The following is a 22,614-nucleotide window of genomic DNA, read 5'->3' on the forward strand; positions in this document are numbered from 1 at the left end:
GATGATGACAGTCGAGTAGAGCAGACCATAAATTAGGGAAAGTTTGGACCAGCGAATGGTCATCCAAAAACTGTAATACCGTTTTACGTACATAAAAATATTTTTTTGCAATTAAACTACATAAAAATGTCAAAAATCCATTAGTAATAAGCGTATTACTGTGCCAAAAATTACAAAAGGGTGAAAGGAATACTTATAATTTTACTTCCTGAGAATTGAACTTTGGAAAAGGTAAATAGGCGTTGGTGTTGGTATGAAATTAAGTTTATCAAACATGAACTAATCCTCTTATTTCAGCGTCAATCCTATAACGAGTTTTATACATTCAGGCTATTTACCTAGACTGAATTTAACCAACTAGTGTGCATGGAAGATCTTTTTGCTGCCCGCTCCCAGATGGCTCTTTCTCTGGGATTCCATATTATTTTCGCCTGTATTGGTATGGTGATGCCTTTTTTTATGGCGACGTCCCATTACAAGTATTTGAAAACCAATAATCCACTTTACAAAGACCTGACTAAAGCCTGGAGTAAAGGTGTCGCCATATTCTTTGTAACCGGGGCTGTTTCGGGTACCATGCTTTCCTTTGAGTTAGGATTGCTTTGGCCAGAGTTTATGCTACATGCCGGACCAATTTTTGGGATGCCATTTTCGTTGGAAGGAACGGCTTTCTTTATAGAGGCAATTGCATTAGGATTCTTTCTTTACGGTTGGGGTAAATTCAAACCTTGGTTTCACTGGTTTACTGGCGTAGTGGTGGGAATCAGTGGCTTAGCATCTGGGATCTTAGTTGTAGCAGCCAATGGCTGGATGAATAGCCCAAGTGGTTTTGACTACGTAGACGGTAAATTTCTCAATATAGATCCTATCGCTGCTATGTTCAATGATGCCTGGTTTACACAAGCATTACACATGACTTTAGCGGCATTTACGGCTACTGGTTTTGCGGTTGCAGGAATCCATGCCTTTATGATGTTGAGGGGGAAAAACATCCAATTTCATAGCAAAGCATTCACCATTGCCATTGTATTTGGGGCAGTGGCAGCATTACTTCAGCCTATTTCAGGTGATATTTCTGCAAAAGATATTGCAGTGCGTCAACCTGCAAAATTGGCTGCAATGGAAGCGCACTTTGAAACTAGCAAAGCTGCCCCTCTGATCATTGGGGGAATTCCCGATGAAGAAGCGAAGGAGGTAAACTATGCGATCAAAATTCCGGGAGCTTTGAGTTTCCTAGCTCATGGGGATTTTGATGCTGAGGTGATAGGTTTGGATCAGTTCCCGGAGGAGCATCATCCGCCAGTTGCTGTGGTTCATTATGCTTTCCAAATCATGGTTGGGCTGGGGATGGTTTTGGTCGGCCTGAGTTTGCTGTATTTTATTTCCCTTTGGAAAAAGAAAAACTGGCAAATTCAACGGTGGTTTTTATGGCTTTTTGTATTGGCTACGCCACTTGGATTTATCGCGTTGGAAGCTGGCTGGACAGTTACCGAAGTGGGACGTCAACCTTGGATTATCTATGAGATTATGCTGACAAAAGATGCTGTGACGCCAATTCCTGGTATTAAGTATTCATTTTTCATATTTACAGCCATTTATGTATCACTTGCTGCAATCGTTTCTTTTTTGCTGTATAGACAGATTAAGGCTTTAGATGAAAACTTGACTAAAGACGCTCAAACCTCAGGCAACTCTTAAATCTACTCTTATGCTCTACGTAGTTATTATTTTTCTTTGCCTTTCGCTATTGATGTACGTGTTGCTTGGAGGTGCTGATTTTGGAGCTGGTATTGTGGAATTAGTTACTCCTTCCTCCATGCGTGAACAGCTTCGAAACACGACATACAAGACTATTGGTCCAATATGGGAGGCAAATCACATGTGGCTGATTATAGCCATCGTGATTTTATTTGTGGGATTTCCTCCGATTTACACCGTTCTTTCTGTTCATCTCCATATTCCTTTGGCACTTATGCTTATTGGGATTATAGGAAGGGGGACAGCATTTGTTTTCAGGCATTATGACGCGTATCAGGACGATATGCAGAAAGTTTATAATCTCATTTTCACCTATTCTAGTTTTATCACGCCTCTTTTTCTAGGGCTTATTTTCGGAGCGGCGATAGGAGGGGAGATAGATACGGAAGCCAGTGGGTTTTATGAAGCCTATATTCATCCTTGGTTTAACTTTTTTAGTATTTCAGTGGGGATTTTCACCGTTGCTATTTGCGGGTTTTTGGCTTCGCTTTTTTTAGTAGGCGAGGCTAAAAGTGCTGAGGTTAGACTGGTGGTGGTAAAAAAAGCTAAGTTATTTATAGTATTCACCGTGCTGGCAGGCGGTCTTGTTTTTGCTGCCTCCATTGTGGATGCAGTTCCTCTTGTAGGGTTGCTATTGAAGGAGTGGATTACAATTGCTGTTTTGCTGTTGGCTACTTTGGCTATTGTAGTTCTTTTGGTTAAAGTTGGATGAGGGAGTAAGGCCTTAATTCGATTTTTAAGTGGTTTTATTGTTAGTGCTATCCTTTTGGCTTTTGGTTATCACTATTTTCCTGATATCATTATCACCAAATCAGGAGAGAACCTTTCTGTCTTTAATTCCGCTGCTATTGGCAAACCTATAGACACCTTGGCTTGGGCGCTGATGATTGGAAGTGTTTTTATACTGCCTTCCCTTTTTTACCTATTGTATAGCTTTCAGGGAAGTAAGGAGGGGGAAGAGACTTTTGAATCGTAAGCAGTAAGTATCAAGACATAAGAAGGAAGAGTCTGGAACCAAAAGTCAAGGAGCTAGAATTAGAAGTAAAGGCAAAAGATATAAGCCTTTAGGCTAAAGAGACTTCACCACGAATCAACTTTATTCTCTCTCCGCTATACATCCTTTCCACTTTTAAACTATACTGGACTTTGCCCACTAGCGGACAATACTGTCCGAGAAGTATATGCTTTAAATCTAAAAATGCCATTTTAAGCGGGGATTCGCAGTTTTTTTCATGGCATACAAATGGGAATATGAGGCCTGCAATCAACTCTGAATTTTATTACCTTATCCATGAAACTCTTAAAATTCTTCCCGGCATTCTTGTTTTTAGTCCTAGTGACTTTGCAATTCTCAACATTTGCATCTGACTTCAAAGCAGATCCCTATCTCACCAAACAATTCACTTTGAATGGTTCTGGAAATCTCAAAGTAGAAACTTCCGGGGCTTCGGTGGCAGTCACTGGCGCAAGTGGAAATAAGGTAATCGTGGATATGTATGTGAAGTTGAATGGGAAAGAAGTCGAAATGGAAGATGCTGAGGTAGAGAATGAACTAGACAACTATATTCTGGATATCAGCCAAAGTGGAAATACTATTTCCGTGATCCTCAAAAAGCGAAACAACAGCGGTAGAAGCAAATTGAATATCTCTTTTAAAGTCCAGGTGCCTACAGAAATATCTTCTAAATTCCTGTCCAGCGGTGGATCAATTGCTGTAGATGGCTTGAGCGGACAGCAGGAAATAGCTACAAGTGGAGGAAGTATCCAAGTAGTAAATAGCACTGGTTATATAAATACTCGTAGTTCAGGAGGCTCACTCAGAGTGGAAAATTTTGAAGGAAATGTGGATGTTCAGAGCTCCGGAGGATCCGTAAAAGTAAAGCAGCTGATTGGGGACTTGAACGCAAATACTTCTGGTGGCAGTATAAATCTGGAAGCTATTAGTGGGAGTATAGAAGCTAGCTCAAGTGGTGGCTCTATCAAAGCGCAGCTTACAAATATTGAGAAAGAACTTACCATGAAATCTAGCGGTGGGAGTATTACGGCAATAGTTCCTGATGGCTTGGGTTTAAACCTTGATCTCAGTGGAGGAAGAGTCAATTCAAAGCTTTCCAATTTCAGTGGAGAGGTTAAAAAGGACAGGATTCTAGGAAAAATAAATGGGGGAGGAGTTCCTGTGACTATGCAGAGCTCAGGCGGAAGTATCAATCTGGAGTTTAATTGAGATTGAGAGACATAAGTATCAAGAGTCTAGAACCAAGAGCTAAGAAAGGAAGTGGGATGTAAGACTTTGGACATTAGAATAGGGGCAACACTGAAAACCTTACAACCATGAAACCTTACCACCTTGCAACTTTAACACCTTACCACTTTCCAACTTTCTGAACCCGAAATCTTCCAATTTTAAAATATTCCAATCTTTCAATCCTGAAAAATGCTCAAAAATTACTTTAAAATCGCCTGGAGAAATATAGTTAGAAGTAAAGGTTACGCTTTTATCAATATCGGAGGATTGGGTGTTGGGATGGCGTCAGCTATTCTGATTTTGCTGTGGATACAGAATGAGGTGAGTATGGATCGGGAGCATCCCAAGTCGGACCGAATCTATCGAATGTATAACAGAGATACGTTTAGCGGCGAACTATGGGCATGGGGTACTACTCCCAAAATAATGGGGCCTACACTAGAAAAGGACTATCCAGAAGTAGAGCAAGCGGTTCGGATCAATCATGCTAATTTCCTTTTCACAGTTGGAGATAAGAAAATGAACGAATCAGGTTCTTTCATCGATCCAGATTTTTTGGATGTGTTTGATTTTCCTATGCTGCAAGGCAATAGTTCTACTGCTTTGGAAGATCCGTATAACATGGTGGTCACTGAAGATTTTGCCAAAAAATTGTTTGGTACTGAGATGGCTGTGGGGCAAACAGTCAAGATCGATAGTACAGATATTTTTACTGTGACGGGAGTTCTGGAGAATTTGCCAAATAATACGCGTTTCCAGTCGGATTACTTTCTATCGTGGGCTTACATGAAAAAACTGGGTTGGGATGACGAATGGTGGGGGAATAACTCCGTCGAGAACTATGTACTGCTCTCAGAAAATGCTTCCCATGAGGCATTCAACGAGAAAGTAATAAACATAACCAAGGAACATACCAACGGGGAGAATACAGCAGATGTATTTAGCTATCCGCTTTCACAGATACACCTCTATGGAAAAAGCGAGAACGGGCAGCTCGTAGGAGGAAGGATTGTGACTGTCCGAATGTTTGGATTTATCGCATTGTTTATTCTGGTCATTGCCTGTATCAACTTTATGAATCTGAGCACTGCTCGAAGTGAAAAGAGAGCCAAGGAAGTAGGTTTGAGAAAAGTAGTAGGAGCTAGAAAAACTTCTCTTATCGCACAGTTTATTGGAGAAAGCACGCTGATCGCGTTGATCGCTGGGGTTTTGGCAATCCTTCTGGTGGAGCTGGCGCTTCCTTCCTTTAATACACTGATTGGTAAGCAGCTATTTCTTCCATACACGGAAGTGATTTTCTGGCTTCAGTTGATCAGCTTTATATTGCTTACTGGCCTTTTAGCAGGAAGTTATCCTGCATTTTTCCTCTCCTCGTTTAGTCCAGTGAATGTGCTTAAAGGAACTTTCCGTTCAGCTGCTTCGGCGGTTAATCCCCGAAAAATACTGGTTGTGATACAGTTTAGCTTTGCTATAATTCTAATCGTCTCTACGATCATTATTCAGCGTCAAATAAGTCACGCTCAAAACCGTGAGCTGGGTTATAATCAGGATAACCTGATTTTTATCAACATGCAGGGTGATATAGAGAAGCACTATAGTGCGATCAAACAAGCGCTTCTAAGCAGCGGATCAAGCCTAGCGATCACAAAATCAATGAGTCCGATTACCCAGCGCTACAGTGATGGCTGGGGGTATTCTTGGGAAGGTAGTACGCCAGAGGATGAAAAACTTGATTTCATTCGGTTCAGTGCAGATGCCGATTTCATGAAAGTAATGGGGACCAAGTTGGTAGAAGGTAGAGACATAGATATCTATGAATTTGCTAGTGATTCTACAGCGATTTTATTGAATGAAACAGCGATAAGAAAAATGGGATTGGAAAATCCTTTGGGGCAGATAGTTTCTGATGGAGAAGATAACTATACGGTAGTTGGCATCATTGAGGATTTTATTTTCGAATCCCCTTATGATCCAGTTAACCCCTTAATGGTATTTGGACCATCTTCCTGGTTCAGTTACCTACATATCCGTCTCAATCCCGATCAACCTGTAGCAGATAATCTCGCTAAAATTCAGAGCGTTTTTGAAGAGTTTAACCCAAATTTCCCTTTTGAATACCAATTTGCCGATGAGCAATATGCCAGGAAATTTGATGATACAGCTCGAACGGCAAAGCTTTCCATAGTCTTTACTATTCTGACTATTGTGATTTCATGTTTGGGGTTATTTGGACTTTCCACGTACATGGCTGCCAATCGTCTGAAGGAAATAGGAGTGAGAAAAGTGCTTGGAGCAAGTGTAGGTAGTATATCACTATTGCTTTCTAAGGACTTCCTAAAGCTAGTTGGGATCGCCTTTCTGCTTTCAGTTCCTATTCGCCTGGGATATCATGGATCAATGGCTTCAGGATTATCAATACAGCGTGGGAGTAGAATGGTGGGTTTTTGTCGCCACTGGTATGGTCACGATGCTTATCGCATTGCTCACCGTAGGTTTTCAGTCTATCAAAGCAGCACTGACGAATCCGGCAAGGACGCTGAAGAGCGAGTAATGGGGAATCTCAAGTAGTAAGACATAAGATTCAAAATGTTAGAGACAAGTATTAAGTAACAAGACATAGGATTTTAGAATCAAGAGGCTAGAGCCAAGAATTCGATTTCACGCCACGGCGATGCAAGCTGCTCAGTCTGACACCTATCACAACTTTATCACTTTCCACACCTGAACTCCTAATTTTCAAATCCGCCAAGGCGGACAAGTTATTTCAATCTTCCAATCAAAAAAATCGGAAACCATGCTGAAAAGCTACTTTAAAATCGCCTACAGGAATCTTCTCAAAAAGAAAGTTTATTCCTTTATCAATATTGTTGGTTTGGGGATTGGCATGGCCTGCTGTGTGCTCATTTTCATGTTTGTTCAGGATGAGCTTTCTTATGATAATTACCATGAGAAGGGAGATCATATCTACCGTGTACTTCATGGTGAGACTTCAACGGAAGGGGTGGAGGATGGAAATTCTACGGAGGATTATTGGGTTTGGGGAAATGCACCTGTGGGGCCAGCATTGCAACTTGATTTTCCTGAGATAGAAAAAGTTGTTCAGTTTTCTGGAAGGGCAGATATACTTTTTACAGTAGGAGATGAGACCCAGCAGGAAGATGGTGTTTTTTTCATGGACTCTACTGTGTTTGATGTGTTCAGTTGGGAATTGCTGGAAGGGAATCCTAAGACTGCTTTAGTCGCTCCCTACAGTGTGGTTCTTACCGAGTCAACAGCCAGGAAATACTTTGGGGGTGAAAGTGCACTAGGAAAAACCATGAAAGGCAGTGAGGCTGCAGGAAGATCCAATCCTGGAGATTATACCGTCACGGGTGTCATGCACGATTTACCCTCAAATTCTCATTTCAAATTCAACACGCTTTTATCGCTTAGCACTTTTAAGCAATCCAGACCCGAAGTGTTCAATGCCTGGGGATATGTGGATACTTATACCTATTTCCTGGCAAAAGAGGAATTTGATAAGGCAAATTTTGAAGCCAAAATACCTGATTTTATCAAAGAGAGGGCAGGAGAGAATAACGGTCCAAATTACACCATTGCAATAGAACCGCTGAAGGATGTGTATCTGAGAACGGAAGCGCAGCGTCAGCCGGGAGATACGGGGTCGCTTTCAAATATCTACGTATTTTCCGTCATAGGCCTGTTTATCTTGGCTATTGCAATGATCAACTTTATGAACCTATCTACGGCTAGATCTATGGAACGAGCCAAGGAAGTGGGAATTAGAAAATCTATTGGAGCTGATAGGAATAGCTTGGTTTTTCAGTTTTTAGGAGAATCGCTGATCATTGTACTTCTTGCTGCTATTGTCGCTATCATTTTTATCACCTTGGCTTTGCCAATGATGAATGACCTAACAGGAAAAGTGTTGGAAGTCAGCCAAATTCTGAACTGGCAGACTATTCCATTCCTTTTGGGAATTATCTTATTAATTGGACTTTTAGCTGGTTCTTATCCAGCGTTGGTTTTGTCAAGTTTCCGCCCCGTGATGATCCTGAAAGGAATCAATAAATCTGATGCTAGAGGGGTCAATCTTAGAAAAGGGTTGGTTGTGTTCCAATTCAGCCTTTCCATTGCACTAATCGCAGGGACGATTATCGTGTATTCACAGATGAGTCATTTGCTGGATAAGGACATGGGCTTTGATAAGGAGCAGATGGTCGTGGTGGATTACAACTATGATGAACAGGTGAACTTCGTCTCCTCATCTTTGGAAAGTGAGCTGGAGAAAAACCCCAATATTCTATCAGTTGCTTTTTCGAGAAGCGTCCCGGGAAGTCACTTTCCAAATGCTTACACCACACTGGAGACTTCCGACGGTGAAATGGTAGGGCAGGCACAGCCCATCTTTCAAGTAGGTTTGGATTTTATAGATCATTACGGATTGGAACTGATAGCAGGGAGATCCTATTCCAGAGATTTTCCTTCGGATTCGACTCTGGCATTGGTGATCAACGAGGCTGCAGCCAGGCAATATGGCTATGCAAATCCTGCTGATATAGTTGGGAAAAAGTTTGACCAGTGGGGCAGAGCAGGAAATGTGATTGGCGTAGTGAAAGACTTCAATTACGTCAGTCTACACAATACTGTGGAACCCTTGACTTTGCCTTTTGAAGCCTACGCCAGCCGTTATATGAGCCTCAAAGTGAAAGGTGAAAACCTACCTGCAACTCTTACTCAGATTGAGGGAGTTTGGAAAGAATTGGCTCCACACAGACCATTCATTTACAGCTTTCTCGATGAGGATTTTAATAAACAATACGAATCTGACTTCAGGTTCAGACAGATCTTCACTACGTTTTCTGTTTTGGCGATACTGATTGCCTGTTTGGGCTTGTTAGGCTTGGCAACTTACACCGCAGAGCAGAGAACCAAAGAAATCGGAATCAGAAAGGTATTAGGTGCAAACATCGGAAGTATAGTAGGATTACTATCCAAAGACTTTATCAAACTGGTTTTGATCGCGATAGTAGTCGCTACTCCAGTGGCTTGGTTTTCAATGAACAAGTGGTTGGAAGGCTTCGCTTACCAGGTGCCAGTTCATTGGTGGGTATTCTTGATCTCAGGAGTTCTGGCTGTAATTGTGGCTTTGGTGACAATAAGTTTCCAAGCTGTAAAAGCTGCTATGCTGAATCCTGTGAAGAGCTTGAAGAGTGAATAGAGTAGCTAGTAGTAAGACATAAGTATCAAGATGTTAGAATCAAGAGTCAAGAGCCAAGATGAGGCAGCTATGACTTTGCAACCCTTCGACTTCGCTCAGGGTAACACCTTCAAACTTTGCCACTTTACAACCTTAAAACTTTACAACATTATAACCCTACAACTTTCCAAGTCGAAAATTTTCCAATCCGCCACAGCGGACAAGTTATTTCAATTTTCCAATCTTTCAATCTCAAAAAAAAATGTGGAAAAACTACCTTAAAATCGCCTTCAGAAATATCAGGAAGAACAAGCTTTTTTCTTTTCTGAATATTGCCGGACTGTCCATAGGAATGGCGGTTTGTATTCTCATCATGCTTTTTGTGAATTATGAACGGAATTTTGATAGCATTCACACCAAGAATATCTATCGTTTAGACGAGGTGCAGAAATGGGAAGGTATGGTGGCACCACAGAAAGTAGCCTTGTCCATGTATCCCATGGGTCCGACTTTGCTGGAGGAATTTCCAGAAATCACGAATTTCACAAGAATCAGACGGGGTGGTGAGCTCAGGTTTAAGGACCAAGGTAAGGAATCAATGCTCTCAGATACCTTTTGGGCTGATTCTTCCTTCTTTCAGATTTTCGATTTTAAACTGAAAGAAGGAAATCCAGCTACTGCATTGTCCGAGCCTCATAGCTTAGTGCTGACGGAGAAAAGTGCAAGATTTTTGGCGAAGAGTCCCCTGTAGGTAAAACCCTCACACTATCAGAACAAGATACAATCTCATATACTGTGACGGCTGTATTGGAAAATATTCCTGAAAACTCCCATCTCAAATTTGAAGGGTTGACTTCTTTCAGTAGTTATGTAGGTCCTCAGGCCATGGAAAATTGGGGGGGGAATTGGTTGACTACTTACTTGGAATTGAGTGAAGGAGCGGATATTGAAGGAATGGAATCGAAATTCCCTGCTTTTTTGGTTTCCCATATGGGGAGAAGAAAGAGCAGGAGGGTACGAACTTTTCCTTCAGCCTCTAAGTGAAGTCCATGCTGGATCTACAGACATTACCCATGATTATATCAATTACCAAAAATTTGACGGAGCCTATACCCGTATATTTTTCTACATCGCATTGATTGTTCTTTTTATTGCGGGGATCAATTTTGTCAATTTATCCTCAGCCAAATCAATAAGCCGTGCCATGGAGATCGGTGTGAGGAAAGCTTCAGGCGCATCGAAGTCCCAATTGTACTTACAGTTTATTGGAGAATCAATTATGATAAGTTTGATGGCGATGGTGCTGGCGGCGGTTTTCGTATTTCTGGCATTACCCTTTTTAAACCAATTCAGTCAGCGCCAACTTGAATTTCCTTTATTTACTAATCCTTTATTCTTTGGATTTATGCTGCTGGGGGCTGTTATGGTAGGAATTCTTTCCGGTTTGTACCCTGCACTTTACCTTTCGAATTTTAATCCAGTGAAAGTATTGAAGGGCTCTCCAGTTACTGGAAAAAGGAAGGCTGATTTCAGAAATGTTTTGGTAGTCGTACAGTTTAGCTGTGCTATTTTCCTGATTATTTCTACTTTGTTTGCCTCTCGGCAGGTAAGGTTCATGCAGGAAAAGGACCTTGGATTTACCCATGAGCAAATAATCACTATCCCATTTGGCCAGCGTTTTACGGATAGGTATGAAGCGCTCAAACAGACTCTTTTGGGGAGTTCGCAAGTGGAAGAAGTGACGGCTTCCGGCCAGAGACTTGGCAATAATCTTCACCAGACAGGAATTACATTTCACGGAACAGGCCCAGCGGTAAATCTGGCTACGTCGCAGGTTGTAGTAGATCCTAATTTTTTGGATGTGTATGAAATTGAATTGATAGCGGGGAGAAATTTTAACGACACTGAGGCAGACAATGGAAATACCTATCTGATCAATGAGTCCCTCGCCAAAGAGCTTATTTTGAAAGATGGAGAGGGTAGGGATATCGAGTCATTGATAGGTTCGCAATTTGGATTCAGCGGAATGGACTCGGCAGGTAGGATAGTGGGAGTGGTAAAGGATTTCAACTTTAATTCTCTCCATCATAAAATCGAAACCTTGACCATTTTTAATCAGCGCAATTGGGGTTTTGAGGAATTATCTGTAAAAATAAGTGGAGATAATGTCCCTGAAGCGCTTGCCCAGATCGAATCCATCTGGAATACCCAAATCCCTGAGCGGGAATTTGAGTATCAGTTTCTCGACGATCACTTTACAGAATTGTATAGAGCTGACCAAACAGTAAATACCATCGTAGGAATGCTGACGGGGCTTTCCATTCTGATTTCCTGTTTGGGGCTTTTTGGACTAGTCTCATTCACTTTGGAGCAGCGCGTTAAGGAAATAGGAATCAGAAAAGTGCTGGGGGCTTCGGTGACTACGGTGGTCGCTATACTTTCCAAGGACTTTATCAAACTGGTATTGGTTGCTATCGTCCTTGCCGTTCCGGTTTCCTGGTATGTGGTGAATCAGTGGATTCAGGATTTTGCCTATAGAATCGATATTGAGTGGTGGGTATTTGCAGTTTCAGGTTTGGTAGCCATACTAATAGCCTTAGCAACTGTGAGTTCCCAGGCATTTAAAGCAGCGATTAGGAATCCGGTGGATAGTTTGAAAAGTGAGTGAGTTTGGTTTATCAAGTATCTGGGCATAAGTATCAAGACTTTGCAACCCTTAAACTTTACCATTTTATACTCCTAAGATGTAGTTCGAGTCACGCTCAATTGCCGCCGTTCGTGTCATCACGAAAGGCAAACTTTCCTAGGATTACTTCGGTTTGTGAAGATACAAACCAAGGTGAAGATTTCATTTTAAGCTTTCCTCAGTATCTTTTCCATTTTTCTCCCCTTCGCCAATTCATCTACGATCTTGTCAAGGTAGCGTACTTTCTGAGTAAGCGTATTTTCGATTTCCTGAACTTTATAGCCACAGATGGAGCCAGTGATTAGGCTGGCATTAGGGTTGAGTTTTGCTTCCGCAAAGAATTGCTCAAAAGTTGACTTTACTTCGATTTGGTTTTGAATGCCTTGTTCATCAAAACCAGTTAGCCAAGTAATGACCTCATGCAATTCGGCTTTGGTCCTTCCTTTTCGCTCCACTTTGGTGACATAATGTGGATAGACCGAAGAGAAAGTCATTTTCGCAATTTTCTCATCGTGGTGACTGGTGCTGCTCATAATTGTTTAGAGTTGATCATGAAATAACAATATACTAGTGCTTAAAATACTTTTCCCAAATGCGGACAAAATTGTTCGGTGTTTACGGTTAAAAATAGTGGCTTAATGCCAAATAGAGCCATTTTAATGCTTTCTAGATGGCATGGAAGTGGAAGGGATTTGTCTATTAAGGTTGGAAGTTTGAAAAATCTAGAACCAAGAGTCAAGATGCCCACAGGAGATTTTCAACCTTTCAACATTCCAACTTTCTACCACTTTATCTCCAATTCATGAATTAATCCTTACCCAAAACACACAAACACATGAGTCACATCGCCATTCCTATCCCGAATCTACACTGGCAAACAAAATATAGACATCCAGGTGATCATCAATAATGAAGTGAAGTCACTTCATTACAAAGTAGAATTATTTTATTGGGATGATTGTCTGAATCCTACTGCTCACAGAGCAGATTGTATCTCCGAAATGCTCACCAAACATGATCCAAACTGGACCGTTTATTTTATCGGAGCTCCTACGGATAAGTTTGTGCCGATCACCTTTGTGGATCGGGAGAGTAAAAAGTGGATGCAGGTAAGGTGATAGGTGAGAATATAAATTTGATTTTCGCTTTAATACCTCACTTCACTTGTTAATGATTTTGATGTGTTTATAAGTTGTTATATGTCACAATAACCCTTCAATCACCTCAGGGAAGTGCTTATGCTCCAATGCATGCACTTTTTCGGCGATGGAATCTGGTGTGTCCTCTGAAGTGAGTGGGGTAGAAGCCTGAAACACGATTCTTCCCTCGTCGTAGTTTTCATTGACAAGATGAATGGTGATGCCTGTTTCTGTATCTCCAGCTGCTTTTACGGCCTCATGCACAAAGCTTCCGTACATTCCTTTTCCTCCGTATTTGGGTAAAAGAGCTGGATGAATGTTCACCATTCGATCAGGGAAAGCTCTGGTTAACTCAACCGGGATTTTCAGTAAAAAGCCTGCCAGAATCACCCAATCAATATTTTCTTCCTGTAATTTCTCAAGCAAAACACCAGCATCCATGTCTTTTCTGGAAAAAGTAAAAGTAGGAACATCGAATTTCTTTGCACGCTCCAACACAAAAGCATCTGATTTATTTGAAGCAACCAGTGCTATTTCTGCAATTTTTGAATTCTGGAAATTCTCCATGATTTTTTCAGCATTACTACCAGATCCTGAAGCTAAGATTGCGAGACGTTTCAAGGGAATATTTGATTTTGATGGGTTGGTGCGAAATTAAGGGAAATCTACTGTAGCGCAGGGTAACCATTGAGGTTTTTTTCTAACCTCGAAGGTTTCGAGTAGAAGACCTTCGAGGAGATCCCAAACCCTCTGGCGTTTGGGATTACACCTCAAAGGTCATTTCCGGCCAATTTTTCAATCTTTCCATAAAGAAAAGGGAAGGGCTATAAACTCAAAACTGACCACTGAAAACTGCGAACTACTTTCTGACCTGTCCATTTCCTCTCACGATCCACTTATAGCTACAAAGCTCTTTCAGCGCCATAGGTCCACGAGCGTGGAGCTTTTGGGTACTTATGCCGATTTCTGCACCCAAACCAAATTGAGCTCCATCAGTGAAAGCTGTGGAGGCATTTGCATAAACTGCCGCTGCATCCACTTCCAGTAAAAAGCGATCAAGAGTCTCCTGGTTTTCAGCAACTATAGCTTCAGAATGCTTTGAAGAATAGATAGCAATATGATCTAAGGCTTCATCCAGATTTGCCACAGTTTTGATGGCTAATTTCAGCCCTAAGAATTCTGTTCCAAAGTGAGACTCATTAGCTTTTGAAATCAATTCGTGAGAATCCAGAGCTGCAAAAGCTTCCTCATCTGCAAAAACCTGAACCTTGCTTTCCAACATCGGCTGAATCAAATCATTTAAAACGGACAAGTGTGCTTCATGAATTATTAGACAATCCAGAGAATTACATACACTGGGTCTACGGGTTTTGGAATTATAGGCAATCTCTTTCGCTTTTTCCAAATCCGCGGATTCATCGACGTAAGTATGCACGATACCGGCTCCAGTTTCGATCACTGGCACTTTTGCATTTTCCCTGACAAAATTGATTAAGCCCTGAGACCCTCGTGGAATAATAACATCGACAAAACCAACTGCTTCCAAGAGTGCTTTCGTGGCTGTTCTTTCCGCAGGCAAAAGCTGGAATGCTTCCGTTGGCAGCTCATTGATTTCTAACACTTGATGGATCAAACTCATAATCGCACGATTGGAATGATCAGCATCCGAACCACCTTTCAGTACCAATCCATTTCCTGATTTGAGAGCCAGTGTAAATACATCAAAAGTTACATTGGGTCTAGCCTCGTAAATGATGCCGATTACACCAAGCGGCACGGTAGTTTTCTCAAGCGACAGTCCATTTTCAAGGGTTTTACTTTCCAAGACATGATGAAGCGGACTTGGTAATGCACTCACCTGAATGATTTCTCCAGCGATAGTTTGAATTCGTTCTTCTGTCAGCAAAAGCCTATCATACATGGGATTGTCTGGCTCCATGAGATCCAGATCTTTCTGGTTTTCTTCGAGGAGAAAGTAGGTGTTCTCCACCGCCAAAATAGCCAGATTATGTAGGACCTGATTTACCTTCTCATTACTGAGTCCAGTCAGTTTTCTAGCTCCTTTTTTTACTCCTTCAAAAATATCTTGGTACTCAGTCATGATCGAAAATATAGAGGTAATCGTAGTGTATTAATGCTTTTTGGTTCTTTTGGCCAATGCGTTCATTGGCTACTTTGGAGGAATACTCTGCTCTCCCCAGGCCGATTTTATGACCTGTTTCGTCTCTGATCAGAAGTATATCTCCTTTGGAAAACTCTCCTTCAAGTTTAATAATTCCAATTGGCAAGAGACTGCGGATTACCTCTGCCGTGAGGGAGCTTTTCGCTCCTTCATTGATTGTGATCTCTCCTACGTAGTAATGCTCTCCATGGGCCAGCCATTTCTTTGCACCATGTTTTGCTTTTTGAGGTTCAAACCAAGTACATCGCAAGCTTTTGTCAGCAAATTCTCCCAATACATTCTCCCGCTTGCCATTAGCGATTATAACCTGAATGCCCAGATCGGCAGATTTCTTGGCCATGGCATACTTGGTAAGCATTCCACCCCGGCCAAAAGATGACTTGGACGCTGAGATATAGTTAGAAACTTCAGGCATTTTAGAAGCTACTTTTTCTATGAGTTGAGAATCGGGATCTGAAGGGTTTCCAGTGAAAATCCCATCCACATTCGTAAGCAGCATCATGGTGTCTGCATTGATCATCGCAGCGGTGAGACTAGCCAGTTCATCGTTATCGGTGAACATCAGCTCGGTAATGGTAACCGTGTCATTTTCATTGATAATAGGCAAGATGCCCTGTGAAAGCAAGGCTTGCACACAGTTTTTCATGTTCAAGAAATGCTTTCTATCCCGAAAATCCTCCTTGGTCACCAAGATCTGCGCAACGGGCTGCTTATGTTTTTCGAAGAAATTCTGGTATTGATTGATGAGTCGGATTTGACCGGTGGAAGCCCAGATTTGTTTTTTGAAAACTGGGTTGAGTTTCTCGGGAAGAGGAATTGCTTGTCTCCCAAAAGCTACTGCGCCCGAACTTACCAAGACGACTTTCTTCCCGAGAGAGGTTAGCGCTTGGATTTGGGCCACAAGCTTTTCCATGCGATCTAAATCAGGAAGTCCATTTTCCTGAGTCAGTACATTCGACCCGATCTTGATTACAAGTAATTTGCTGTCTAGCATGATTGAAAAATTTGCCTGAAAATAGGGAAGATTTGTGACTTATGATTTCGGATTTAAGATTTAGGGGCTTTCTTCCAGAATTGAAGGTGAATTCCTGGGGTTTGGGCTTGAGGTTTTATTGAGGTCGTAAATCGTAATTCGTAAGTCGTAAATAATCAGATAGATTGTATGGCTACTGAAATTTAATATGACTTACTAGCTTGGTTAAGCATATTTACAAAAAGCTCATACTCAGCGTCCCAACCAACATCAAAACCTTAGCAATAGTACTTAATTGAGTAAAATGGTCCTTTCGGTCGGCCACATAGATTCGGTACATGAAATACATAAAAAAGATGCCCAGACCACCGAAATAGGCAAAAATAATGGGTCGGTCAAGTTTGAACATTACAATCAAAATTGCACAGATAAATACTGCCGCAATTAGGAAAATAACTGCTTTTGTTTTGCGAAAGCCAAGTACTATTGGCAATGTTCTGCATCCGTGTTTTCTATCTCCCTGTCTATCTTCTATGTCTTTAATTATCTCACGAATGAGATTAAGGAAGAAAGCGAATATGGCATAGGTCAGAACCAGTAACTCAGCTTTCTGGTAATGAATAGCAATGATATAAATAGAAAGTCCAGTAAGAAATGCAACGGTCACATTACCAATAAAAGGTTCTCTTTTAAGCTGATTGCTGTAAATCCAAAGTAAAAATGCCGCTACAAAATTGATGAAAGCAATTTTTGGACTGACGAGATAACCCAGCCCAATCGCAGTGAAATTTAAAAATGAGTGAAGCAGAATGATGACTCTTCTTTTGATTCCTTTCCCCACTACAACCTCATTTGGTCTATTGACATAGTCGATTTTGACATCGTAATAGTCATTGATCATGTAGCCAGCAGCAGTGATCAATAAGGTGGAGAAAATGATCAAGTACAGTTTGTAATCCTGAAGAACAGGCAAGCCGGCATTGGTAGTGCCTAACAAAAAATAAGCGGTCATGAACTGTGCGAATCCCACCATCAACAGATTAATCGGTCTGCTGATCCGAAAAAGTCCCCGGATGGATATGGTTCTTTCTACAGTCATGGTATTCATCTGTTAATAATTACTTTTTTATGGTCAGATGGAATCTCGCATGGTTAGATCTTGCCAGTGTGTGACTTTTTTAGTCATACTCGATTTCATACGTCAAAAATAGATTCAATTCCCGTCACATCTAGGGAAATGTCTCGGTATGTGGAAATTAAAAGGTTTTTTAACCGCGGAGGACACTAAGGCACCACAGAGGGCGCTGGTATTTAGCAGTTAGTTTTGATTGATCATTAATAATTGGAGATCCGACTGTGCCTTTGGCACTCTATTGATGTAATCTTATTCTAAACCCAGAATTTCATTCTGGGCTTTTACTATAAATGCCTTTGGCATTTCAGTTTTCCTAATTGTAAAAGTGAGTTTTCAACTTGGAATGCGAATATTTTGCCAAAGGCAAAACTAGTATCAGCCCCGAATACAGCGTAGCGAAATTCGGGGTATTTGGTGACGGGAAGTGATTTAGAGTGCCAAAGGCACGATTCGTAATAACCTAGCTATAAGTGAAATCTTGTTTTAGGATTTACGATTCAAGTAGTTTGAGATTTGATTTTTCCAATCCCGTTAGAGCCGAACTATAGGTAGGGGATTGATGAAATTTACATCGGCCGTGCCTTTAGGTACGGCTCTGTGAATAAGCTATTAATATAGCGCTGTACCTAAAGGCACAGCAACCTACCGGATTTTTCTCTTTCTACCCATAGTTAGCCCCGATGGGGCAACTTTGAAAATTAGGTAACTGATCGTGCCTTTGGCACTCTATTGATATAATCTTATTCTAAACCCAGAATTTCATTCTGGGCTATTACTATAAATGCCTTTGGCATTTGTTTGAACTGAAATGAATGCATTTAAAAATAATTGTTTTTGGAAAATCCCCCAAAGGCAAGGCCTGTATTAGCCCCAAGAGGCCGGTCTTTGGGTTGGGCGGGGTTCGGTTGAATATTCAAACAATTTCAATTGATAATTTACCTGAAATTGCGTCCTCTGCGGAAAACTCTGCGTCCTTCGCGGTTATACAAACTTCACACTCGCCTGCCTCTCTCTATTCACACTCAACTGAAGCACATCAGGTCTAGAGTAATGTCCAACGGGATCAAAGTTCTGGCGCTCTTCCAATACTCGATTGAAATCCAAGGTCTCAATCAAAAGGCCTTCTTTGTTTGCTACAGGTTCCAATATCCACTTGCCATCTGGACCTGCAATGCAGGAACCGCCATCCGCTAAAATTTCGGGAGCGTTTTCAAGAATCAAATCTAGGTGAGGTGTGTCAGCTGGAAAGTCAGTTTTACTCATCAAACTGGAAACAGAAATAACGAAGGATCTACTTTCCTGAGCAATCAACTGGGTAATATTTTCTGTGTTTCTGACAGCTCCTGGCCAAACTGCGATATGGAGATTTTCTCCCAAACCATACAAGGCCGTTCTTGCCAAAGGCATCCAGTTTTCCCAGCAATTGAGCCCTCCGACAGTAAATTTCTTTAACGTATGAACTTGTAGCCCATTTCCATCCCCAGGAGCCCAAGTGAGCCGTTCTTCGTAGGTAGGTTGAAGTTTGCGATGAACGGATTTAATTTCACCATCAGTGTTAACATACACCAGCGAGCAATAGATACTGTGGCCACCTCTATCTATGGGTCTTTCGATGATTCCTAAATAAATAGCAATTTTCAAACTTTTAGCTAGCTCTTGAATCTCCAGCAAACCTCCTTTTTCAATCTGAACCGAATTTCTTAAATAATGTGCGTGAATTTCCTTTTGCACTTTATCATCCCAAGCGGATCCATTGGTAATTGACATCCAAAAAGGATAACCAGGTACCAGCCCCTCTCCAAATACAACTAACTCACAACCTTGAGCCGCAGCTTCTTTGATAGAAGTTTTTACTTTCTCAAGTGTGGCAAATTTGTCTAGCCAAACGGGTGAAATTTGAGCTAGCGCTACTTTCAGAAGATTGGAGGATGTCATGATAGGGGATTTTGATCGGAAATTACAGGATTGTGATCTTCGATCAAAGTGAATTGAGCCTGTAAAAAGTAATCCCCCTAGCCAACTATGGATAGGGGGATTAACTGATCGTAAAAGTATATCTACTTTTCTATTTAGCAATGTTTGGACCTTCAAAGCCCAGCTTTTTCAATCCTTCCTGAACTTCAGGTGCTCCCATAAATAATTTCCAGCCTAGTCCAGTTCTATAGTTTTCTATCATAGCGACCATCGGGCCCTGATCGATCGCAAGGTATCGCTCAGGATAATAATCATGCTCAGGACTCATAGCATCATAGAAACCATATCTTCCAAGCACCTTTTTACCATAATTGTAATAGAGGTTTTTGATCACTTTCATGGACTCTTCCGGAGTGTAAGGAATAGATGAAATCGCAGCAGTTGGCGAAATTACTCCTGTATCATTTCTAGGAAAATGCGCATTATAGCCGTTGATAGAGTAGGAAGCAGTCAGTCCCCAGAGATCTTCTCCGTAGCCGGCAAATCCATTTGGATTTTCAACTACGTGTGCTCGGTTGATAAGCGTATGGTTAGTATTTAGCTTTTGATAGTCTGCGTATTGATCCTTCAGTCCCATAGGATTCAGTCCCAAGTAAGAATAATGTGCCCAGAAAAGTGGTCCGCCTTTTTCTTCGGCTCCATTATGCTTTAAGATCAATTCATAGCCAAAAGCTTCCTTATCGGATTTGATTCCTCCGCTTCTTGCCCATCCCTTGTGGTAAGCTGCTGGATCAATCGTGTGAGTAGGAGAGGAAGCTGCGAGTACATAGGTGATGAGGCATTCGTTGTATCCTTCCAGAGGGAAGTTCATGTCCCAAGCATACTCCGGAGACCAGTGCCAATACAACACATCCTGCCCGTCTCGAGTGTACCATGTCCAGTCCATTTCTTTCCAGAGTTGATCTATTCGGTCTGCAACCGCTTTTTGTCTTTCATCTCCATCTTTGAAATATTCCCGAACGGCGATAAGGCTTTGCATCAGGAAGGCAGACTCTACCAAATCGCCTCCATTATCTTTTTGGCCAAAAGGCTGCACTTTACCAGTTTGTCCATTTATCCAGTGCGGCCAAACCCCTTTGAACTTGTCAGCTTTTTCCAGAAAACCCACGATTTTCTCAAATCGTGCTACTCCTTGTTCTTTACTGATCCAGCCTCTTTCCATCCCTGCGATCAGACCGAAGATGCCCATTCCAGAACCTCCCGTTGTTACGACGTGGGCATCGTTTTGCGGATATTCTCCATCGATGTGAATTCGCTCTGGAGCTAGACCAGAATTCGGTTCAGCTCCATCCCAGAAATAGCGGAAGGTATAGAACTCCACCATATCCAGAAGTTCTTCATCCGTCATTTTATGAGTTTTGGTGGCAGCTCTTCCAACGATGGTAGAATCCTCACCAGAATAAGCTCTGACCTCGTAGTTCAGATCCAGTTCCATCCCGAGGTCATTCACGAAATCCAAGTAAATCGTGTCCTCTAGCACAGCCCGTCTGGTATAGTGATCATCATCCATACTTACCCATACTCCATAGGAGTCTGCTTTTGGATCTTTATCCCAAGAGAGTTCCACATGAATATCATATGGTGTCGCCTTGATGGTATTGGTATTTTCATCTGCTTGTTGGCAAGCAAATGAAAATACAGCTAAGGTGAGAATGGGGAGGGGCAAAGGGTTTTTCATGTGTTACTTGATTTTAATTGTCACGTGGAATCTCACATCGCGGATGATCATTCTTTGGTTTGTGGACTGATTGATGTTCGATTTCATAGCTTAAAAATTAGGTGAAATATAAAAGAAAAGGAGACTCCCGCCACAGCAAGTAAGCGGGAGTCAAGGGGTTTAGTACCCCGGATTCTGGATGATTGAACCTCCGCTAATGTCGATTTCTGACTGAGGTATTGGATAAACTTCATGCTTGCCAGGAGTCCAGGTGATTCCTAGTGCTGCGAACACTTCCTGTGCTCTTCCTTGTCTCACCAAATCAAAATATCTGTGTTGCTCCATGGCAAGTTCTACCCTTCGTTCTTGATAGATGGCCATTCTCAGATCTGCCTGATCGGTAGTAGTCACATCCGGCAAAATATCTGCATTGCCTTGACGGGCACGCTCTCTTACCATATTTATATATTCAAGCGCTTGACTAGGATTTCCGATTTCGTTAGCCGCCTCTGCTGCGATCAAAAGCAAATCAGCATATCTGAATAAGCGGATATTTGCACCACTGTTACCAAAGCCAGACGGTGGTCTTTCCGGCAACCAAGCTTTTCTACTAAAACGGGCATTAGCACCCATATTTGGATCTGGCATCACAATCTCTCCTGAAGGCAAAGTATCACCTTCGTTAATTATGGTCGCTGCAAGTCTTGGATCATTCTCTTCATAAGCAGCCATCAAATCATCCGATGGTCCATTGAAGCCCCAGCCGTTATTTGGATTGCCACGGATTCCCTGCACCTCGTTAAACTGAGATCCGCCACCACCAGCTTCGAGCGCAACGGTGGACACTTCGAAAATACTTTCTGAAGAATGCTCACCTTCTCTACGGAAAATGCCTTCGTAATCGGGATAAAGCTCATATTCACCACTGGCGATCACTTCCTGAGCCATATCATAGGCTTCCTGAAATTCATTTTGAAAAAGGTGCACTTTAGCCAAAAATGACTTTGCAGCTCCAGCTGTAGCTCTACCTAGTTCAGAAGCCGGATATTCAGACTTCTCTGGCAGATTTGCTGCCGCAAATTCTAAATCTTCCTCTATGAATGCATAAATCGTTTCTTTGGATACCCGCGCTTGTTGATACTCATCAGGGTTCAACGGGGTTTCGATCAAAGGCAAGTCTCCATAAGTTCTCACTAAAAAGAAGTAGAAATAGGCTCTTAGGAACCTAGCTTCACCCACGAGGCGAGTTTTTAGTTCCTCATCCATATCGATTTCAGGGACATTTGCGATCACCTGATTAGCGCGGAATATTCCTTGAAAATAACCTGACCATATTCCGTTTACTGCAGAATTATTTGCGTCAAAGGTGAAGTCATTGATGTCCTGCAGGAATCCCGCATCGCCGGGCACAGAACCTTTGTCTGCATCATCTGAAGCGATGTCTGTTACACCTATATAGGAAAATACATGCACATTGAAACTTCTCAGATGCGCGTAAATCGCATTAACCGCTTGAGTTGCCTGAGTTGCATCTTTGAAGAAATTCTCGGAAGTGAGTTGACCTAATGGTGCTTTCTCCAAGTAATCTTCGCAGGATACTATCCCAACACTCATCAGAATGCCGAGGCCTAGGACTGCTATTTTATGGTTTATCTTATTTTTCAT

The 22,614-nt window shown here is 41.8% G+C and carries 16 protein-coding genes and 1 pseudogene; 9 read left to right on the forward strand and 8 right to left on the reverse strand.

Translation table 11 applies throughout. The features are described 5' to 3' along the window. Window positions 1–366 precede the first annotated feature (366 nt). The 8 genes from AC0L6R_RS20115 to AC0L6R_RS20150 all read left to right on the forward strand — a co-directional run bounded on the left by AC0L6R_RS20115 (window position 367) and on the right by AC0L6R_RS20150 (window position 11,871). The gene (locus tag AC0L6R_RS20115; RefSeq protein WP_473272842.1) at window positions 367–1,698 is read left to right on the forward strand and encodes a cytochrome ubiquinol oxidase subunit I; all 1,332 of its coding nucleotides are present in this window, start codon (window positions 367–369) and stop codon (window positions 1,696–1,698) included. A 10-nt stretch (window positions 1,699–1,708) separates the two neighbouring features. Next, window positions 1,709–2,470, forward strand: a complete 762-nt coding sequence (locus tag AC0L6R_RS20120; RefSeq protein ID WP_473272843.1) for a cytochrome d ubiquinol oxidase subunit II — start codon at window positions 1,709–1,711, stop codon at window positions 2,468–2,470. A 54-nt stretch (window positions 2,471–2,524) separates the two neighbouring features. After that, window positions 2,525–2,734 (forward strand): hypothetical protein, encoded by a 210-nt coding sequence (locus tag AC0L6R_RS20125; RefSeq protein ID WP_473272844.1) that lies wholly within the window; start codon window positions 2,525–2,527, stop codon window positions 2,732–2,734. Window positions 2,735–3,049: 315 nt separating this feature from the next. Then, window positions 3,050–3,982 carry a DUF4097 family beta strand repeat-containing protein gene (locus AC0L6R_RS20130; protein ID WP_473272845.1) on the forward strand — a complete coding sequence of 311 codons (933 nt, stop codon included), beginning with the start codon at window positions 3,050–3,052 and terminating at the stop codon, window positions 3,980–3,982. 210 nt (window positions 3,983–4,192) lie between these two features. Continuing rightward, a complete protein-coding gene (locus AC0L6R_RS20135; protein WP_473272847.1) occupies window positions 4,193–6,571 on the forward strand; it encodes an ABC transporter permease in 2,379 nt (792 codons plus the stop codon). Between the two features lie 226 nt (window positions 6,572–6,797). Next, window positions 6,798–9,224, forward strand: coding sequence for an ABC transporter permease (locus AC0L6R_RS20140; RefSeq protein WP_473272848.1), 2,427 nt, complete (start codon window positions 6,798–6,800; stop codon window positions 9,222–9,224). 241 nt (window positions 9,225–9,465) lie between these two features. Further along, window positions 9,466–9,954 carry an ABC transporter permease gene (locus AC0L6R_RS20145; protein WP_473272849.1) on the forward strand — a complete coding sequence of 163 codons (489 nt, stop codon included), beginning with the start codon at window positions 9,466–9,468 and terminating at the stop codon, window positions 9,952–9,954. 180 nt (window positions 9,955–10,134) lie between these two features. Beyond that, complete coding sequence (locus AC0L6R_RS20150; protein WP_473272850.1) at window positions 10,135–11,871, forward strand: FtsX-like permease family protein; 1,737 nt, start codon at window positions 10,135–10,137, stop codon at window positions 11,869–11,871. A 185-nt stretch (window positions 11,872–12,056) separates the two neighbouring features. Here AC0L6R_RS20150 and AC0L6R_RS20155 read toward each other — a convergent pair whose 3' ends face one another. Continuing rightward, window positions 12,057–12,422: a DUF2200 domain-containing protein gene (locus AC0L6R_RS20155; protein WP_283411529.1), complete on the reverse strand. Its 366-nt coding sequence runs from the start codon at window positions 12,420–12,422 to the stop codon at window positions 12,057–12,059. Between the two features lie 302 nt (window positions 12,423–12,724). Between AC0L6R_RS20155 and AC0L6R_RS20160 the strand changes: the two are divergent. Next, window positions 12,725–13,007, forward strand: a pseudogene (locus AC0L6R_RS20160) (hypothetical protein). An 84-nt stretch (window positions 13,008–13,091) separates the two neighbouring features. Here AC0L6R_RS20160 and purN read toward each other — a convergent pair. The 7 genes from purN to AC0L6R_RS20195 all read right to left on the reverse strand — a co-directional run bounded on the left by purN (window position 13,092) and on the right by AC0L6R_RS20195 (window position 22,614). Then, window positions 13,092–13,649 (reverse strand): phosphoribosylglycinamide formyltransferase, encoded by a 558-nt coding sequence (gene purN / locus AC0L6R_RS20165; protein WP_473272851.1) that lies wholly within the window; start codon window positions 13,647–13,649, stop codon window positions 13,092–13,094. A gap of 238 nt (window positions 13,650–13,887) precedes the next feature. Further along, window positions 13,888–15,129: a glutamate-5-semialdehyde dehydrogenase gene (locus AC0L6R_RS20170; RefSeq protein WP_473272852.1), complete on the reverse strand. Its 1,242-nt coding sequence runs from the start codon at window positions 15,127–15,129 to the stop codon at window positions 13,888–13,890. Then, a complete protein-coding gene (gene proB / locus AC0L6R_RS20175) occupies window positions 15,122–16,204 on the reverse strand; it encodes a glutamate 5-kinase (protein WP_283411522.1) in 1,083 nt (360 codons plus the stop codon). Before proB ends, AC0L6R_RS20170 begins: the two co-directional genes overlap by 8 nt. Before the next feature lie 214 nt (window positions 16,205–16,418). Continuing rightward, entirely contained in the window at window positions 16,419–17,282 is an 864-nt protein-coding gene (locus AC0L6R_RS20180; RefSeq protein WP_473272853.1) for a geranylgeranylglycerol-phosphate geranylgeranyltransferase, read from the reverse strand. A 1,017-nt stretch (window positions 17,283–18,299) separates the two neighbouring features. Further along, window positions 18,300–19,253 (reverse strand): carbon-nitrogen hydrolase family protein, encoded by a 954-nt coding sequence (locus tag AC0L6R_RS20185; RefSeq protein WP_473272854.1) that lies wholly within the window; start codon window positions 19,251–19,253, stop codon window positions 18,300–18,302. A gap of 130 nt (window positions 19,254–19,383) precedes the next feature. Then, entirely contained in the window at window positions 19,384–20,970 is a 1,587-nt protein-coding gene (locus AC0L6R_RS20190) for a glucoamylase family protein (RefSeq protein WP_473272855.1), read from the reverse strand. Window positions 20,971–21,129: 159 nt separating this feature from the next. Then, window positions 21,130–22,614, reverse strand: coding sequence for a RagB/SusD family nutrient uptake outer membrane protein (locus tag AC0L6R_RS20195; RefSeq protein ID WP_473272856.1), 1,485 nt, complete (start codon window positions 22,612–22,614; stop codon window positions 21,130–21,132).

Source organism: Algoriphagus sp. 10J20-15 (genome assembly GCF_055809615.1).

What these genes read in the sequence shown, in the direction of transcription:
- proB (WP_283411522.1), bottom strand. Translation starts at nt 16,204, where the DNA reads ATGCTAGACAGCAAATTACTTGTAATCAAGATCGGGTCGAATGTACTG.
- AC0L6R_RS20140 (WP_473272848.1), top strand. Translation starts at nt 6,798, where the DNA reads ATGCTGAAAAGCTACTTTAAAATCGCCTACAGGAATCTTCTCAAAAAG.
- AC0L6R_RS20120 (WP_473272843.1), top strand. Translation starts at nt 1,709, where the DNA reads ATGCTCTACGTAGTTATTATTTTTCTTTGCCTTTCGCTATTGATGTAC.
- AC0L6R_RS20190 (WP_473272855.1), bottom strand. Translation starts at nt 20,970, where the DNA reads ATGAAAAACCCTTTGCCCCTCCCCATTCTCACCTTAGCTGTATTTTCA.
- AC0L6R_RS20185 (WP_473272854.1), bottom strand. Translation starts at nt 19,253, where the DNA reads ATGACATCCTCCAATCTTCTGAAAGTAGCGCTAGCTCAAATTTCACCC.
- AC0L6R_RS20135 (WP_473272847.1), top strand. Translation starts at nt 4,193, where the DNA reads ATGCTCAAAAATTACTTTAAAATCGCCTGGAGAAATATAGTTAGAAGT.
- AC0L6R_RS20180 (WP_473272853.1), bottom strand. Translation starts at nt 17,282, where the DNA reads ATGACTGTAGAAAGAACCATATCCATCCGGGGACTTTTTCGGATCAGC.
- AC0L6R_RS20195 (WP_473272856.1), bottom strand. Translation starts at nt 22,614, where the DNA reads ATGAAAAATAAGATAAACCATAAAATAGCAGTCCTAGGCCTCGGCATT.
- AC0L6R_RS20145 (WP_473272849.1), top strand. Translation starts at nt 9,466, where the DNA reads ATGTGGAAAAACTACCTTAAAATCGCCTTCAGAAATATCAGGAAGAAC.
- AC0L6R_RS20155 (WP_283411529.1), bottom strand. Translation starts at nt 12,422, where the DNA reads ATGAGCAGCACCAGTCACCACGATGAGAAAATTGCGAAAATGACTTTC.
- AC0L6R_RS20115 (WP_473272842.1), top strand. Translation starts at nt 367, where the DNA reads ATGGAAGATCTTTTTGCTGCCCGCTCCCAGATGGCTCTTTCTCTGGGA.
- AC0L6R_RS20170 (WP_473272852.1), bottom strand. Translation starts at nt 15,129, where the DNA reads ATGACTGAGTACCAAGATATTTTTGAAGGAGTAAAAAAAGGAGCTAGA.
- AC0L6R_RS20130 (WP_473272845.1), top strand. Translation starts at nt 3,050, where the DNA reads ATGAAACTCTTAAAATTCTTCCCGGCATTCTTGTTTTTAGTCCTAGTG.